This window comes from Synechococcus sp. KORDI-100, from assembly GCF_000737535.1.
In the GTDB taxonomy this organism is placed as follows: Bacteria; Cyanobacteriota; Cyanobacteriia; order PCC-6307; family Cyanobiaceae; genus Parasynechococcus.
Genome location: NZ_CP006269.1, coordinates 1,130,049 through 1,142,576 on the forward strand (window position 1 = coordinate 1,130,049; position 12,528 = coordinate 1,142,576).

A 12,528-nucleotide genomic window follows, 5' to 3' on the forward strand; every position below is an offset into this window, starting at 1 on the left:
AATGACTGGCAAGATTACGCGCAGGACCATGAAAACCAGGTAAGGCCAATGATGGCACGATATCGTTACTGAATGAGGCAATAATCTGCACGTTATGGTGTCACTTCTCCAGCAGCTGGGGCTTGAGCTGCAGCAGCGGTTCGAGCAGGGAACTCCCCCCCTCAGCACGGGAGAGGTGGCGGATGCCGCCAGCTCCGAGCGGATCAACGTCACCCTGCCGCGCGGGGTCATGGATGATCTCAAGCGTCATGCCCTGCATGAGGGACGAAGCTGTGGCAATTTGGCGTCCTTCCTGATCGAAGACGGTCTGCGCCGCCATGCACTGATCAGTCGAGTTCCTGATTCGTGAGCGTCTCGACGGTCCCGTTCCGCTGCAGTTTCAGGATCGAAACATCCAGTGGCATGTTCAGCTTGCTGCCCGTCTTGAACGCAAAGCCGTAGGTTTCCTCGGCCAGGGTGAAGGGAGCGAGCTTGACCTTCAACTCAGGATTCTTTTTCAGGTAATAACGGATCGCCGGCCGATCGAAAATCATGGCGTCCACGTCTCCCTCGTTCACCAGCCTGACGGCGGACTCCAGATCCCTTGCCATGACCTGTTCCATGTTGCCGCTTTCGGCGAGCCTGATGCCGCTGGTGCCCTGGATCACAGCGACCCGCCGTTGGGCCAGATCCTTGGCTGAGGTGATCGGATTGTCTGCGGCACCGGAGAGGAAGAGGGTGAAAGCCGATGCAAGGCTGGCGGTGAGAGATGAGACAGCGATCAACGACATCACCATCCAGACAGACGTGATCGTGCGTCCCAGGCGTGTCACTGGAGCCTTATCGCCGTAGCCAACCGTGGTCAGTGTGACCAGGGCAAACCACATCCCACTGCTGATTCCCGCCAGGGCGGGCTTCGGGAATGCGTCCTCATTGCGGTGCCGTTCAGCAAGCCAGACCAGGGTTCCGACGACGGCGAGAACACCGATCAGGACGAAGACCGATGAGATCACGGCTGTGCCGAAAAACACCTTGATGCGGCTGAACAGCGTTGGCGGACTGATCGGAACCAGGACCCCTGCTTTGGCGAAGAAGTATGGCTGTGTGAAATTGACGTCCGGCATGGCCAGACGCCTTGGCGTGATGCTGATCGGGCCAATCAGCAGATCAATGGTTTCACGGTCGACCGCCTCAATGCCCTCATCCGGTGACTCCTGCGGAATCAGCTCGTAGTTGAGCTTGTTTTCCTCTGCGACCGCGCGCCAGACATCAACGCTGATCCCGCTGAATCCCGACTCAGCTTGGGTGACGAACGGTGGCGTTCCTGTGACGCCAACCCTCAGCGGTTTGGCCAGCAGAGGTGTCCCACTCCCGATCAACACCACAATCACGGCCGAGAAACCGCTGATCAGATGCCTGGGCCGGATCATCCGCGCGTCGGACTCTCAGCGAACAGTGCCATACATTCCAGGCGACAAAAAGGTGCCTTGATCAGCCTGGATCCCTGGCCGGAGCGGAGGGCGACTCGAGGACCGGCTCATCGTTTCTCGAGGCGCCGGACAATCACGGCCATCGCCGCCAGGGAGCCAGCCAGGGCGATCAGGAGGGCAACGGTCATGAACGGATCAGAGGGTCGCTGATTGGTCCAGGTTGCCATCGTCCACCCGCAACTGCTGCGTTTCACTTGAACGGTGGTTCGGATCCAGGGAGCACGTCAAACTGTGGCTCCCGACAGCGGTTGAGCTTGATGGACGGAGCTTGCCTTCCGATTCAGTCAGCGTTGGATCCTGCTGCCGGGGCCGGTTGATGGGAGAACTGGTCTGGACGTGGTGCTCAGAGGAGCTTGTATTCCTGCCGCAACGGGCCATCTGGCGTCCTCAGGGACGCGAGTTGCTGCTTGCAGATCTGCATCTGGGCAAGGCAGAAGCCTTTCAGGCTCATGGCATTCCAATCCCAAGCGATGCCGACAGTGGCACTCTGAATCCGCTGCTGGAGCTTTGCCATCGTTGGCAACCACGTCGGGTTCTTGTGCTCGGTGATCTGATTCACGCCCGTGTCGGTCTGACGCCCAGGCTGCGGGATACCTTGCGTGCCCTGCCGGATCTCAGTGGGGCCGAGGTCACCCTGATCGGAGGGAATCATGACCGCCACAGCTGGTTCGAAGGCCTGCCTCAGCAACCCTCATTGGCCCTGGGCCAGCTCTGGCTCAGTCATGCTCCAGAGACGTCGCCACAACCTGATCAGCTCAATGTCTGCGGTCATCTGCACCCCATGACGAGGCTCCATGGGAGTGCGGATCGGCTCAGGCTTCCATGTTTCGCCTTCGACCCGAATGGTCCTCGTCTAGTGATTCCCGCCTTTGGAGAGTTGACGGGAGGCCATGACTGCGGCGAGCGTTACCGCCAATGGCTGGTGGCTGATGAGGCCATCGTTCCTTGGTTCAGTCCCCAACCCCAAACACAAGGGCGACGGTCGGCGTGACATCCCGACCCAACCCCCCACCGCAACCCCGTCGACCGCGGCGGCGTCGCTTGCGGAAGCGTTGGCTTGTGCTGACCTTGCCCTTGGTTGTCTTTGCCGGACTGGTGGCATTGGCCCCTGGGACTCCGGAACGCCGGGACGGTGAGTCCACGGAGTCATCCGCGACGCGTCCCGATCGTGGAGAGCCCTTCGACTACATCCCTGACGACGAGGTTTACGCCCTTGAGCTGGATCCTCGCAAGGTTCGTTTTGATCTGCTTGAGGGTTGGGATCGGGAACAGGACGCCTACGAAGATCTCGCCGCCCTGGCTTATGTCTCAGGGCCCATGTACGAGCGCCACATCGATAGCGCCGGCCAGGAAATCACCGTTCCTCTCGGTGATCTGAAGTTCGGTGCCAGGGTCTGGAAAGGGCGTAATCGCACGGCGTCCAGGCAGCGTGCCTTTGTCGGAATCCGCCACGACGGCAGTGTTGATTTCGGGTATGGAGAGCTCACAGAGGAGCGCAGTCAGACCTATGACACCTTCATCGGTGGGCTGCACAGTCTTTACAACGATCTTGAAGAGCCTCCGGCGTCCTACCAGGGTGCCTACAGCAAGAGCATGGGGCAGAGGATCCGCTACTACCTGCCGCGGATCCGCATGGTCATGGGTCTCCGCGATGATGGAAAGCTTGAGGTGTTGATGAGTCGGGACGGACTCACCCTAGAGCAAACCAAGGACCTGTCCCGCAGGCGTGGTTATCTCGCGTCCTACATGCCTGACCATGCCTCCAAGAGCCGCTTCATCATTCCCGGGATGAAGGGATTCACCGAGGAGGATGCCAACTGGATCAGTGGCGGGGCCACCAGCTTTGTCCACGTGCCCTACATGCTGCGGATGAGTCGCCGAACGACACCGTTGCGGGGCAGTTTGTTGGATGGTTTGACGCCCAAATTGCCTGGAGAAAACCAGTGTGAGGGGCCACTCGATTGCGTTCAGGCTTTTGGGGCCCACCTCACCGATCGCGCTCTGGCCGGGCTGAATCGGGTGATGGAGCAAGGGGTCGAGCCCCTGGCCCGCATGATCTGGGCTCCTTCACCGACTCCCAAGCCACGGGAGGACCAGAAGGATCAGCCTCAGCAGGATCCCGACCGCTCACCGTTGCGGGAACCTCCGATCACGGCCGATCCCCTGGTGCTGCGTGATCAGCCCGCTGTGATGGATGACGATTGGGATGCTGGAGATGACAGTCTTCCCCTGCCACCGGATCTTCCTCCTCCGATTCTGCTCGAAGACGCTCTGGATCAGCCTCAACCGCCTGAACCCCTTGAGGAGTCGGTCAACGAAAAACCTCCTGTTCAGGAAACTCAGCAACAACCGGACGACACGCAGGCATCTGTTGAGGACGAGCTCATCGGAGCACCACCCCCTCCGGAGTTACCGCCTCTGCCGCCGGTGAATCCCATGCCGCTGACGCCAGCTCCCCTTGACTGACCAGCGTTGTTTAGGTGAACCCGGGTCTCAGGTCGTCGGGTGTTGGATCAGGGATTCTCAGGACTCACTCGAACCGAACGTCCATTCGATGTCTGAGATGGCCGTTGCTGAGACTATTTCTTGAAGACACCGTTGCATTCCCCTGCAGCGGGTTTCTGGAAGCAATGGCCTTCAGGGGACCAGTAGCCAAGAGCGGGAAATTGAAGACCCTGGGCACGCGCTTTGGCATTCACACCGTCAATCCCCATCCCCTGAACAAGAACGTTTCCCTCACCGTCCACCAGATCCAGAAAATCATTCTCCTTGGTTTCCTGGGTGGGGCTGGCGAGCGTCGCAATCGGAACCGCGGCGGTCACGAGGGCGATCAGCAGGGCACGGAACATGGTTTTGGGATGCAAGGAGAATTCAGTTCGTGGTGACGACCACCGGTGTGCCGACCTTGACGCGATTGAAGACCTGAATCACGTCGTTGTTAAGCATGCGGATGCAGCCAAGGCTCACTGCAGAGCGAAGTTTGACCCAGTTGGGCCAGGCGGTGCCATGGATTGCATACTCACCGGTCCCAATCTGCACATAGGCCATGTAACGAACACCGACCGGGTTCTTCGGCCCCGGGGCGATGATCTTTCCCTTTTTGTGGTATGTCGGGGCAGGGTCCATCTTTGTGATCGCATAACTGCCGGGGGGTGTCGGCGATTCCGGCGCACCGATGGCGATCGGATACTTTCCGATCACCTTGCCGTCATCGAGAAGGGTGAGATAGCGGTTTTTCAGGCTGATCTGGACGGACGTCTCCGCCTGAGCCGGAGCCGCTGCGGCAACACCGACGGCTGAGCTGAGCAGGGAGGCCAGCAGAATCGGACGGATGCTCATGGACGTCTGCGACGGTCAACCGTCAGCATTTTGACCTATTTGAAAGGAGCTAGCGTCAGGCCGTCGAAATGACTGTCTCCGACCCATGGTCCTGTCTTCCGGATTCCGTCGCGCTTTGCTCGCCAGCGGCGTGGCCGTCTTGTCTGCTCTGGTTGCAGGTGCGCCGGCACGGGCGGGGTTTTCGCCAGAGCAGCTGGCCGGTTTCGAGGTGACGCATATCCGCGGCACCGTCACAACCGTGCTTCCGGATCAGAAGGTTCTGGAAATTGTGGATCCCGAAGGCCACAAGGAGATCATCACCGTCGGCATCGACATGGCTCCGCTGGCAATTGAAGCGGGTGACGGAGTCGACGTTTCTGTTCTCGACGGCCTGGTGGTGGATCTCACGCGAAGCTCCTCCGATGAGCTGAGCTTCAACCGTGAAGACATCATCATGCCGACCGATATGGGTCCGCTGAAACAGGGCATGAGGGTGGCCCTTGCCTCAGGCACCGCACGGGTGGTCAAGCTCTCTGGCACGGATCGCAGCATCAGCCTGATGGGCCCCCTCGGCGGCATTCACAACCTGGATGTTGTCGCTGATGCCAGTGACGATCTCTTCCCGACGTTGACGATCGGCGATCTGGTGGACTTCCGTCTGATCCAGCCCGTGGCCGTCGGTGTTGATCGCATCGCTGTTGCCGATGGAATCCCAGGCACGACCGATGTGCAGCCATTGGTGGCACGGATCGTCAACAGCGATGCAACGCTCAAGGCCGAACTGCTCCAGTCATTCGAAATCACCAAGGTGAAAGGGAAGGTGATGCGTCTTTCGCCGGCTGATCGCGTGCTGGAAATCCAGAGTCCTTACGGCCACTCCATGCTGATCACCAGTGGGGTGGATCTTTCATCCTCTGGTCTCAGGATTGGTGACACCGTGACGATCGATCTGCTGGATGGTCTGGTGGTGGACATGCGTCGCAGTCCTGTCAAACGCCTGAGCTTTCAACGTCAGGATATGATTCTTTCCGAGGACTTCGGACCCGTGCGGCAAGGCGCCAGGGTCGCCATGGCGACCGGGACGGCTGAAGTGGTGAAAGTCTCAGCCTCCGACCATGAGGTGAGTCTTCGAGGTCCGTTCGGTGGTGTTCACAATCTTGATGTTCGCGATGGGATCAAAGGTGATCCAACGACAACTTTGACTGTTGGGGATTACGTGGAGTTCCGCATGATCAAACCTATCGCGATTGCCATCCGCAAAGGCGGCTGACGCCTCACTCCTTGTGCGAGGCCAGTGCGCGAACCACATCGCCCCTGGTCAGCACCCCGACCGGTCGGCGTTCCTCATCCAACACGAACAGGCGCTGCGTGCTCTTGTCGTGCAGCTGTGATGCAGCTTTCGGGAGAGGCATGCTGCCAAGACAGCTGTGGGTGTCACGGCGCATCAGATCTGCCACGCTGGTCCCAAGGACCTGGTGGACCTGGCGGTCCCAGTTCAGGGGATTGCGCAGGTAGATCACGCTGTCCAGCAGCATTACGTAGGGACCAGCATCCACGCTGCTCTCCCGCACCATCAGGTCCTGTTCGGTCAGCTCCCCGATCAAGGCTCCACTGCCATCCACAACAGGCAGACCACTGATGTGGTGATCGCTGATCAGCTGCACAGCATCCTGCAGTGAGGTCTCTGCTTGAACGCTGAGCACCGGCTGAGTCATCACATCAGCGACCGTCAGCTGCAGGACCATGATCTGGATACGTCTTTCCGCATTCTGCGCTGTTGGCATCCCTGCTTCGCTCGACAGCCAATGGCCTCACCGTGGCGAGGGCGTTGGTCGGCTTGCCATTGATCCTGGCGTTCCAGGCGGGCTGGTCTGGATTGGCCTGGTGGCTGCTGTTGCTGGCTGGCATGAGCGATGCCGCCGATGGCTGGCTGGCGCGCCGAGCCGGTGGAGGCTCCAGCTGGGGAGCTCGTCTTGACCCACTCACGGACAAGGTGCTGATTGCGGCGCCCCTCGTGTGGCTGGCTTCAACAGGAGCCTTGCCGCTCTGGGCGATCTGGTTGCTGCTGGCACGCGAACTTCTGATCTCCGGATGGCGTTCCCAGGCCAAGGACGGTGCTCCTGCCTCACTCGTTGGGAAGGCCAAGACGATTCTGCAGTTCGTGTCCTTGCTGCTGCTGCTCTGGCCTCCGCTCTGGATTGGGCACGCCGTGCTCGTGACCGTGGGCTGGTGGTTGTTCTGGCCATCGCTGCTGTTGGCGATGACCTCAGCCGTGGCTTACCTCAAGCCCCGATCAGCTTCGCGTCCGAACTGAAATCAGGGTCTTTGGTTGGGTTGAGGGCGTAATCATTCCGGTAGCTGTCCGCCAACCCTGACGCCAGATCAAAGCTGGGCTGCCAGGCCAGTTCGCGTTGGACGCGGGTGATGTCGGTGAGGAAATGGCTGAGACGCAGCGGAAACGCCTTGCGAGCCTTCGGATCAAGGTCAGAGGGGTCGAACGACCGCATTTGAATCGCATCCGGATGTTTGCCACAGGCCACGGCTGCCGCTTGGATCAGCCCTTTGAAGCTGACGCCCTGGCTCCCGGAGCAGTTGTAGATGCGATTGGCCGACGTCTCGACATCGAGGCAGCGGGCCATGGCTTCCGCAAGATCCTCCACATGACCGAGCTGGGTGATGGTGCTGCCATCTCCCGGCAGTGGAACAGGTCGGTCGTTCACGATTCGATCGAAAAACCAGCGCTCGATCGGGTTGTAATTCCCAGGTCCAAAGATGTAGGTGGGACGGAAGCTCGTGAAGGGAATCCCTTCGGAGCGAAGCCAGGTTTCCGTTTCCGCCTTGCCGGCATGGCGGCTCTGGGGGTCGGTGGGGCTGGCTTCCGTCAGGGGCCAGAGCTCTGAGGTGGCGTAGACCCCAGCGGAGCTCACGTAGACGAAACGGTGGTTGGGTGCGCCGGTGATCGCCAGCACGCGGCGACTGTCGTCGAGTTTGCGCCCGGAACTGTCGACGATGACGTCGTAACGCTGTCCCTGCAGTGCTGCCAGATCGTCATCGCTGCTGCGGTCACCGCAGAGGTGCTCCACACCCTCCGGGACGGCGTTTGTTCCGCGGGTGAACAGGGTGAGCTGATGGCCCTGAGCCTGCAGACGCGCCACCAGGGGCTTGCCCACAAAACGGGTTCCGCCCATCACCAGAATCTTCATGAATCAAGCCTCGAGAACGACCTGCGCAGGTGCAGCGACAGCAGGGCCAGGTTGGCTCATCGTCTGCCGACCCGGATAATGCATTGATCGCCAGAGCGATGACAATCTCGAATTGATTGCACCGTGATCAACGTTGCATTTGAACATATTGGCTGAGTACTTTTCATGGCTTTCATTGACACCTTTGCAAGCCATGCAAAATGCAATAGCCGGACATAATGTCTGTCATCAATACCGGATTGCAGCCCATGTTTTGAATGGACCTTCATTTTGAAAGGTGTATGAGGTTGATGTCTAGATGGATCGATGGCGGACTGAAAAGTTCAAGAACCTTGCGTCCAATTCTTGGCATCTTCAGATGACCGTCTTGTTTGGCAAATGCGTTCGATTGAAGACGCGCGCGTGTGAGAGATTCTGGGCATGCGACAGGATTTCTTTCGGCCACAATCCACCCACCAAGTCCTCCCAGTCCTGTTATGATTCTTGCTCAGAGCAGATCCATAAAGGAGTATCTGAAGCCTCTGATCGCAGTCAACATGTTGAATTCATGATTCCTTTTGGTGGTCGAAACGCCATGCGGGAAATTCATCCAGGCAGGGGCATCACCATCAAAATGTCCAACAAGGCCAAGCCGGCCATGACATCAGCGTTGGTGGATTCACGTTGATTGTCTGCAAATGATGGGCGGAAGGCAGCCGATTTGTGACCTAGAGGATCCTGGCGACCGTTGGAATTCGCCTGGTCTGATTGGTGATTCCGAATGAGATGATGACTCCCAGTGCTGATGTTGCCAGTGCAACCAGCCAGTGATTGAGGCCAAAGAAACCAATGGCCCAGAGCACCATCACGAGCACCAGTGGATGAATGATGTAGGCCCCGTAGCTGTCGACTCCTGCGGTGGCTAACCACCGGCCGCAGCGATGTTCATTCCGCTGGAACCATAACAACAGATAGCTGATCATTCCCCAACCGACTGTGGGGTACAGCAGTGCGGTTAGGCCATAGAGTTTGTTGCCCTCAGTGGCGATGCTGCCGTTGAAGATCAGCACCAACGTGATGGTTGCCATGCATAAAACCAATGCGACGGAGAACCGAAACCACCGAACAACCAAATGGGCGTTGAGTTGCTCCAGCCAGTGATGATGTGATGCCTTGCACCCCAGAAAGAACAAGAAGGTATAAGAGAAAATGTGTATGCCCTGGTAGCCAAGGCCATTAAGCGGCGAACGGATCAGAGCAGCCCAGAGCTCAGTCTGCGTCGCCATCAAGACCTCAAGAATCCCGAGGACGATGGCGCTGGCCAGCCATGAGCGCAGCTGGGGAGTGGGCACAGTTGTGTCGACAGAGAAGTGATTCCCTCGCAGAGCAATCCATGCGCAATAGAGCAAATCGAAGCTAAAAAGAACAACCAGAAACCACAGCACCCCCACCCGATTGAATGGGATGTCGTCCCAGGGCAATGGCGCCAGAGGGCTTTCAGGGGAAAGGCTTCCAAACAGCACCGAGGTGTTGTTGATCAGCAGCAGGCCAATGATGAAGGGAACGCCTAAACGCAGGATGCGAGCTTTGAGGTAACGCTTGATGCCCTTGTTATGGACTGAACGCGGGACGAAATATCCCGAGAGCAGAAATAACATACACATGAAGAACGAGTTGCAGAAACTGAACAACAAACCACCTGCAACTGGAAAGAATGGATCTGCAGACTCAATCGGGATACGGACACCATGCCAGCCCATCCCGCTGAATGCTGCTGGGACATGCACGATGATGACGAGCGCGACCATAAACGCCTTGATCTGATCAAAGAAAAGCACTCGTTTATGGGTGCTGATTTGTTGGTATGTCATAGGACCAGTCTCGCCAGACATTCACAGTCTTGCCTCTCGAGATGGGTGACATCTGCCTGAGATCTGAGTGAATCATGTCGATCACAAAGTCAATTGAGTGACTCGAGGAATGGCATCACTCAATGGCGTGCATGATCTCCCGCGGAACCTGCATTGAGGGAGAAACATCTGAATTGCATGAAAAGCCCCGCCATAGCTGGCGGGGTCGTGTGTGTGAGGTTTTGTCGGGAGATGGACAGCGACAATCAACGCCCCCTGCTTTTCCCCGTAGGGTCTTGTATTGCTTTCAGCCTTGTGTTTTAGGCATCAGGCTTCCCGAACCGATTGATGACTGATAGGGATCGAAGGCTTCTTGATGTCTGCCTTCATTTGTGAGAAATCGGACTTTTTAAAATGTTTCCTCTTTGTGGAACGAGTGTCCATCGTGTGCGTGGATTGTGAGGCTCTCGCACCGCGATCCAACGATCACACGTTGTCGATTTGCAAGCACTGGCACCAGGCAAGTGTTTCCTGAGTGTTCGATGAGAGCAGCCGTCGACTCCGGGGGAGCTTTTGGATCTCTCCCGTGAACACACCACCTGCCGTTTTGGCATGATCCTGTAGATCCAGGGCTTGAAGCTGCCAGGGCATTGGCAGCTCGTGCTGAACTGAGTTGGAGCGGCCGTCATTTGGCGATGGTCCGGTACCTCTCTGTGGAATATTTCAAGGCTGAGATTGCGCCCACGCACTGGCTCACCGTCTGGACGGATTCGCCGTCGCAGGGCAGCACGTGATTGTCTTCGTAAGCCATGGATCCCACACAGCCTGACACCAGGGTGGTGGAGCAGAACACGGCTAGGAAAGCGAGAGGTCGAATGGTCATGGGGATCACGATCAACTGATTTCAACGGTCGCTGAAGTCAGTTGAGAGGGGCTCGATCTCTCTCACCCCGGACTGTGATCTCTCTCACAACGCCTTCGATTCCTTGGGCACCCGGCCTTTCCACCCTCCTTGGGGATGCAGTTCGCTGGCTGAAAGCCATTCATGAACGATTGTCTGACGGATCGACAGGACGCCCTGTTGCCCTTTGTTCAACAACTGTTGCCAAGCTCCCCGCTGGGAATGGAGATGTGCTGGTGAAAGGATGGCCTTGTGATCCTTGATTGAAGAATCAAGGAACAGCGAGTAAAGGTTTTGGGGGCTATCCATCATCACTTGTTCCACTTCACTTGCAATCGCGACGAACAATCCGCATCCACCGTTGCCTGAGTTTTCCTGTCGGTGGCAAGATCGAATCCTTGCTGATCTTCTGCCGCTTTTAAAGGCATCAATTGAATAACGTCTAAAATCATCGACCTCTGTAGTCACGGCGGTATCCATCCGCGAGGCACAGATCATCAATCAAGACAACCTTTGCCATCACAGGCGCCGTCGGGCCTGTGATAGTTGGCCATCAGGTAGCTTTACCAGTCTTTGATTGCAATTGTTGTTCGGTTTGCGGGCGGCTTCCCACCTCGCAGTCAGCCGTTGGTCTCGCGAAAGTTAAACAGTCATTTCTTCATAAGCGCATGACAACTGAGATCCGCAATTGGGCTGTCGTCGCTGCGGCGATGGAAGCACAGGGTGCAACCAACAGTGACATGTATCGTCGCGCCAAAGCCCTTGCTTCAGGGGAAGCTGATCCAATGCCGACAAGTTTCCCCGCTGCACCGTTCAGTATTTCCGCAGCCTGATCGTTGCACAATCATTAGCCCAGGTCTAATTCCTGGGCTGTTTTCTATCCCTTTTAACTGATGACCAAGCATCGTTTGTCAATGGAACAACGCTTCCATCTGGAAGCTGCATTCAGGGAGATTGATTACTGCGAGGATATTGAAAAACTACGAGCGCTCACAAAGCAGATTATTACCGCTCAGGAGAATGAGAAAGCATTTGCTCGTGAGGCAATGCAGCAGATTCGCAAGGAGATGGAAGCTTCCGCGGCAAAACGTTTTGGTTTTGACTGGGGACAGAAGTAACTGCTGGGTTGGTTGGACGTGATTGGTCTTCAGCGTTGGCTTCCCCGGTGAAGCTTGTCGATCAAGAACCACCTCCAGCGTTCGGTGAGTGGAGTGCGTTCATGCAGCTGTTGCAGTTGCAGCGGAGTGACAGTGCTTGCGTTTGAGAGTCTCGACCTCGACCTCAAGATGGTCAGGGTCCTCAATGGGCATAGCTTTGTTGCAAACCAATCGACGGAGTCATCATTCTGATTCTGCTGTTATCTCTTGGAAACATGTCACGAAACAGTCCGTTAGCTGTTCAGATCATTGATAATCGCGGTTTTCTGAGTATGATGCATTAATCAACGCTGTACCCAGGGTGGCGATCTCTGAGACTCTGTCCAAGCAGCTGATAAAAAGGAAAGAACTGCTTTACAACATTGGTGCCATCTCTTCGTACACATCGATGTTGATATTTTTATGGCATGGCATTGTTCTTTTGATGGCAAGGGAGCAACCGAAACACACCTTGGTGTTGTATGCAGCGTCAACACTCTTTTCCATCCTGGTGATGGCTCCTTATAAATGGGATAAAAAATGGATGAGAATAAAAACGTCCGTCGGAATTTCTGTCTTCGGTGTGTCGCTTCTCATCTATCTGGTCTGTCTTGTAATCTATTGATTTAGTCTATCGATTAGAGTTTGTTCGGTTGGCTCTTAACAGGTTCG

Annotated in this window: 17 protein-coding genes; 9 read left to right on the plus strand and 8 right to left on the minus strand. The window is 56.9% G+C overall.

The features are described from left to right. Nucleotides 1–97 precede the first annotated feature (97 nt). Nucleotides 98–349, plus strand: coding sequence for a CopG family transcriptional regulator (locus KR100_RS05680; protein ID WP_038548057.1), 252 nt, complete (start codon nt 98–100; stop codon nt 347–349). Here KR100_RS05680 and KR100_RS05685 read toward each other — a convergent pair. Next, nucleotides 327–1,409 (minus strand): transporter substrate-binding domain-containing protein, encoded by a 1,083-nt coding sequence (locus tag KR100_RS05685; RefSeq protein WP_038543932.1) that lies wholly within the window; start codon nt 1,407–1,409, stop codon nt 327–329. The two genes, KR100_RS05680 and KR100_RS05685, sit on opposite strands and share 23 nt — an antisense overlap. A gap of 376 nt (nt 1,410–1,785) precedes the next feature. Here KR100_RS05685 and pdeM point away from each other — a divergent pair, with 376 nt between their 5' ends. Then, complete coding sequence (gene pdeM / locus KR100_RS05690; protein ID WP_038548059.1) at nt 1,786–2,460, plus strand: ligase-associated DNA damage response endonuclease PdeM; 675 nt, start codon at nt 1,786–1,788, stop codon at nt 2,458–2,460. Next, nucleotides 2,457–3,935 (plus strand): hypothetical protein, encoded by a 1,479-nt coding sequence (locus KR100_RS05695; RefSeq protein ID WP_051847337.1) that lies wholly within the window; start codon nt 2,457–2,459, stop codon nt 3,933–3,935. Before pdeM ends, KR100_RS05695 begins: the two co-directional genes overlap by 4 nt. 113 nt (nt 3,936–4,048) lie before the next feature. On the opposite strand, the gene KR100_RS05700 is transcribed toward KR100_RS05695, so the two are convergent. Together KR100_RS05700 and KR100_RS05705 are read right to left on the minus strand one after the other, a co-directional pair. Further along, nucleotides 4,049–4,333 (minus strand): hypothetical protein, encoded by a 285-nt coding sequence (locus KR100_RS05700; protein WP_239420420.1) that lies wholly within the window; start codon nt 4,331–4,333, stop codon nt 4,049–4,051. A 7-nt stretch (nt 4,334–4,340) separates the two neighbouring features. Continuing rightward, entirely contained in the window at nt 4,341–4,808 is a 468-nt protein-coding gene (locus tag KR100_RS05705; protein ID WP_038543934.1) for a L,D-transpeptidase, read from the minus strand. An 85-nt stretch (nt 4,809–4,893) separates the two neighbouring features. Here KR100_RS05705 and KR100_RS05710 point away from each other — a divergent pair, with 85 nt between their 5' ends. Next, nucleotides 4,894–6,057 (plus strand): hypothetical protein, encoded by a 1,164-nt coding sequence (locus KR100_RS05710; protein WP_038543936.1) that lies wholly within the window; start codon nt 4,894–4,896, stop codon nt 6,055–6,057. A 4-nt stretch (nt 6,058–6,061) separates the two neighbouring features. Here the strand turns inward: KR100_RS05710 and KR100_RS05715 are convergent, their stop codons facing one another. Then, entirely contained in the window at nt 6,062–6,532 is a 471-nt protein-coding gene (locus KR100_RS05715) for a CBS domain-containing protein (protein WP_038543938.1), read from the minus strand. 32 nt (nt 6,533–6,564) lie between these two features. On the opposite strand from KR100_RS05715, the gene KR100_RS05720 reads away from it, so the two are divergent. Next, complete coding sequence (locus KR100_RS05720) at nt 6,565–7,101, plus strand: CDP-alcohol phosphatidyltransferase family protein (RefSeq protein ID WP_038543941.1); 537 nt, start codon at nt 6,565–6,567, stop codon at nt 7,099–7,101. On the opposite strand, the gene KR100_RS05725 is transcribed toward KR100_RS05720, so the two are convergent. After that, nucleotides 7,070–7,990, minus strand: coding sequence for an NAD-dependent epimerase/dehydratase family protein (locus tag KR100_RS05725; RefSeq protein WP_038543943.1), 921 nt, complete (start codon nt 7,988–7,990; stop codon nt 7,070–7,072). The genes KR100_RS05720 and KR100_RS05725 overlap by 32 nt on opposite strands. A 298-nt stretch (nt 7,991–8,288) precedes the next feature. On the opposite strand from KR100_RS05725, the gene KR100_RS15680 reads away from it, so the two are divergent. Beyond that, the gene (locus tag KR100_RS15680) at nt 8,289–8,657 is read left to right on the plus strand and encodes a hypothetical protein (RefSeq protein WP_156097929.1); all 369 of its coding nucleotides are present in this window, start codon (nt 8,289–8,291) and stop codon (nt 8,655–8,657) included. Between the two features lie 40 nt (nt 8,658–8,697). Here the strand turns inward: KR100_RS15680 and KR100_RS05730 are convergent, their stop codons facing one another. From KR100_RS05730 to KR100_RS05740, 3 genes are all read right to left on the minus strand, one after another. Then, nucleotides 8,698–9,861 carry an acyltransferase gene (locus tag KR100_RS05730; protein WP_239420421.1) on the minus strand — a complete coding sequence of 388 codons (1,164 nt, stop codon included), beginning with the start codon at nt 9,859–9,861 and terminating at the stop codon, nt 8,698–8,700. A 643-nt stretch (nt 9,862–10,504) separates the two neighbouring features. Beyond that, nucleotides 10,505–10,702 carry a hypothetical protein gene (locus KR100_RS05735; RefSeq protein ID WP_156097930.1) on the minus strand — a complete coding sequence of 66 codons (198 nt, stop codon included), beginning with the start codon at nt 10,700–10,702 and terminating at the stop codon, nt 10,505–10,507. An 84-nt stretch (nt 10,703–10,786) separates the two neighbouring features. After that, on the minus strand, nt 10,787–11,200 hold the full coding sequence (locus tag KR100_RS05740; protein WP_156097931.1) for a hypothetical protein: 414 nt from the start codon (nt 11,198–11,200) through the stop codon (nt 10,787–10,789). Nucleotides 11,201–11,388: 188 nt separating this feature from the next. Here KR100_RS05740 and KR100_RS16500 point away from each other — a divergent pair, with 188 nt between their 5' ends. From KR100_RS16500 to KR100_RS05750, 3 genes are all read left to right on the plus strand, one after another. Next, the gene (locus KR100_RS16500; protein WP_204207790.1) at nt 11,389–11,553 is read left to right on the plus strand and encodes a hypothetical protein; all 165 of its coding nucleotides are present in this window, start codon (nt 11,389–11,391) and stop codon (nt 11,551–11,553) included. A 60-nt stretch (nt 11,554–11,613) separates the two neighbouring features. Next, nucleotides 11,614–11,838: a hypothetical protein gene (locus KR100_RS05745; protein WP_038543951.1), complete on the plus strand. Its 225-nt coding sequence runs from the start codon at nt 11,614–11,616 to the stop codon at nt 11,836–11,838. A gap of 340 nt (nt 11,839–12,178) precedes the next feature. Then, nucleotides 12,179–12,481: a hypothetical protein gene (locus KR100_RS05750; protein WP_038543953.1), complete on the plus strand. Its 303-nt coding sequence runs from the start codon at nt 12,179–12,181 to the stop codon at nt 12,479–12,481. Nucleotides 12,482–12,528 lie beyond the last annotated feature (47 nt).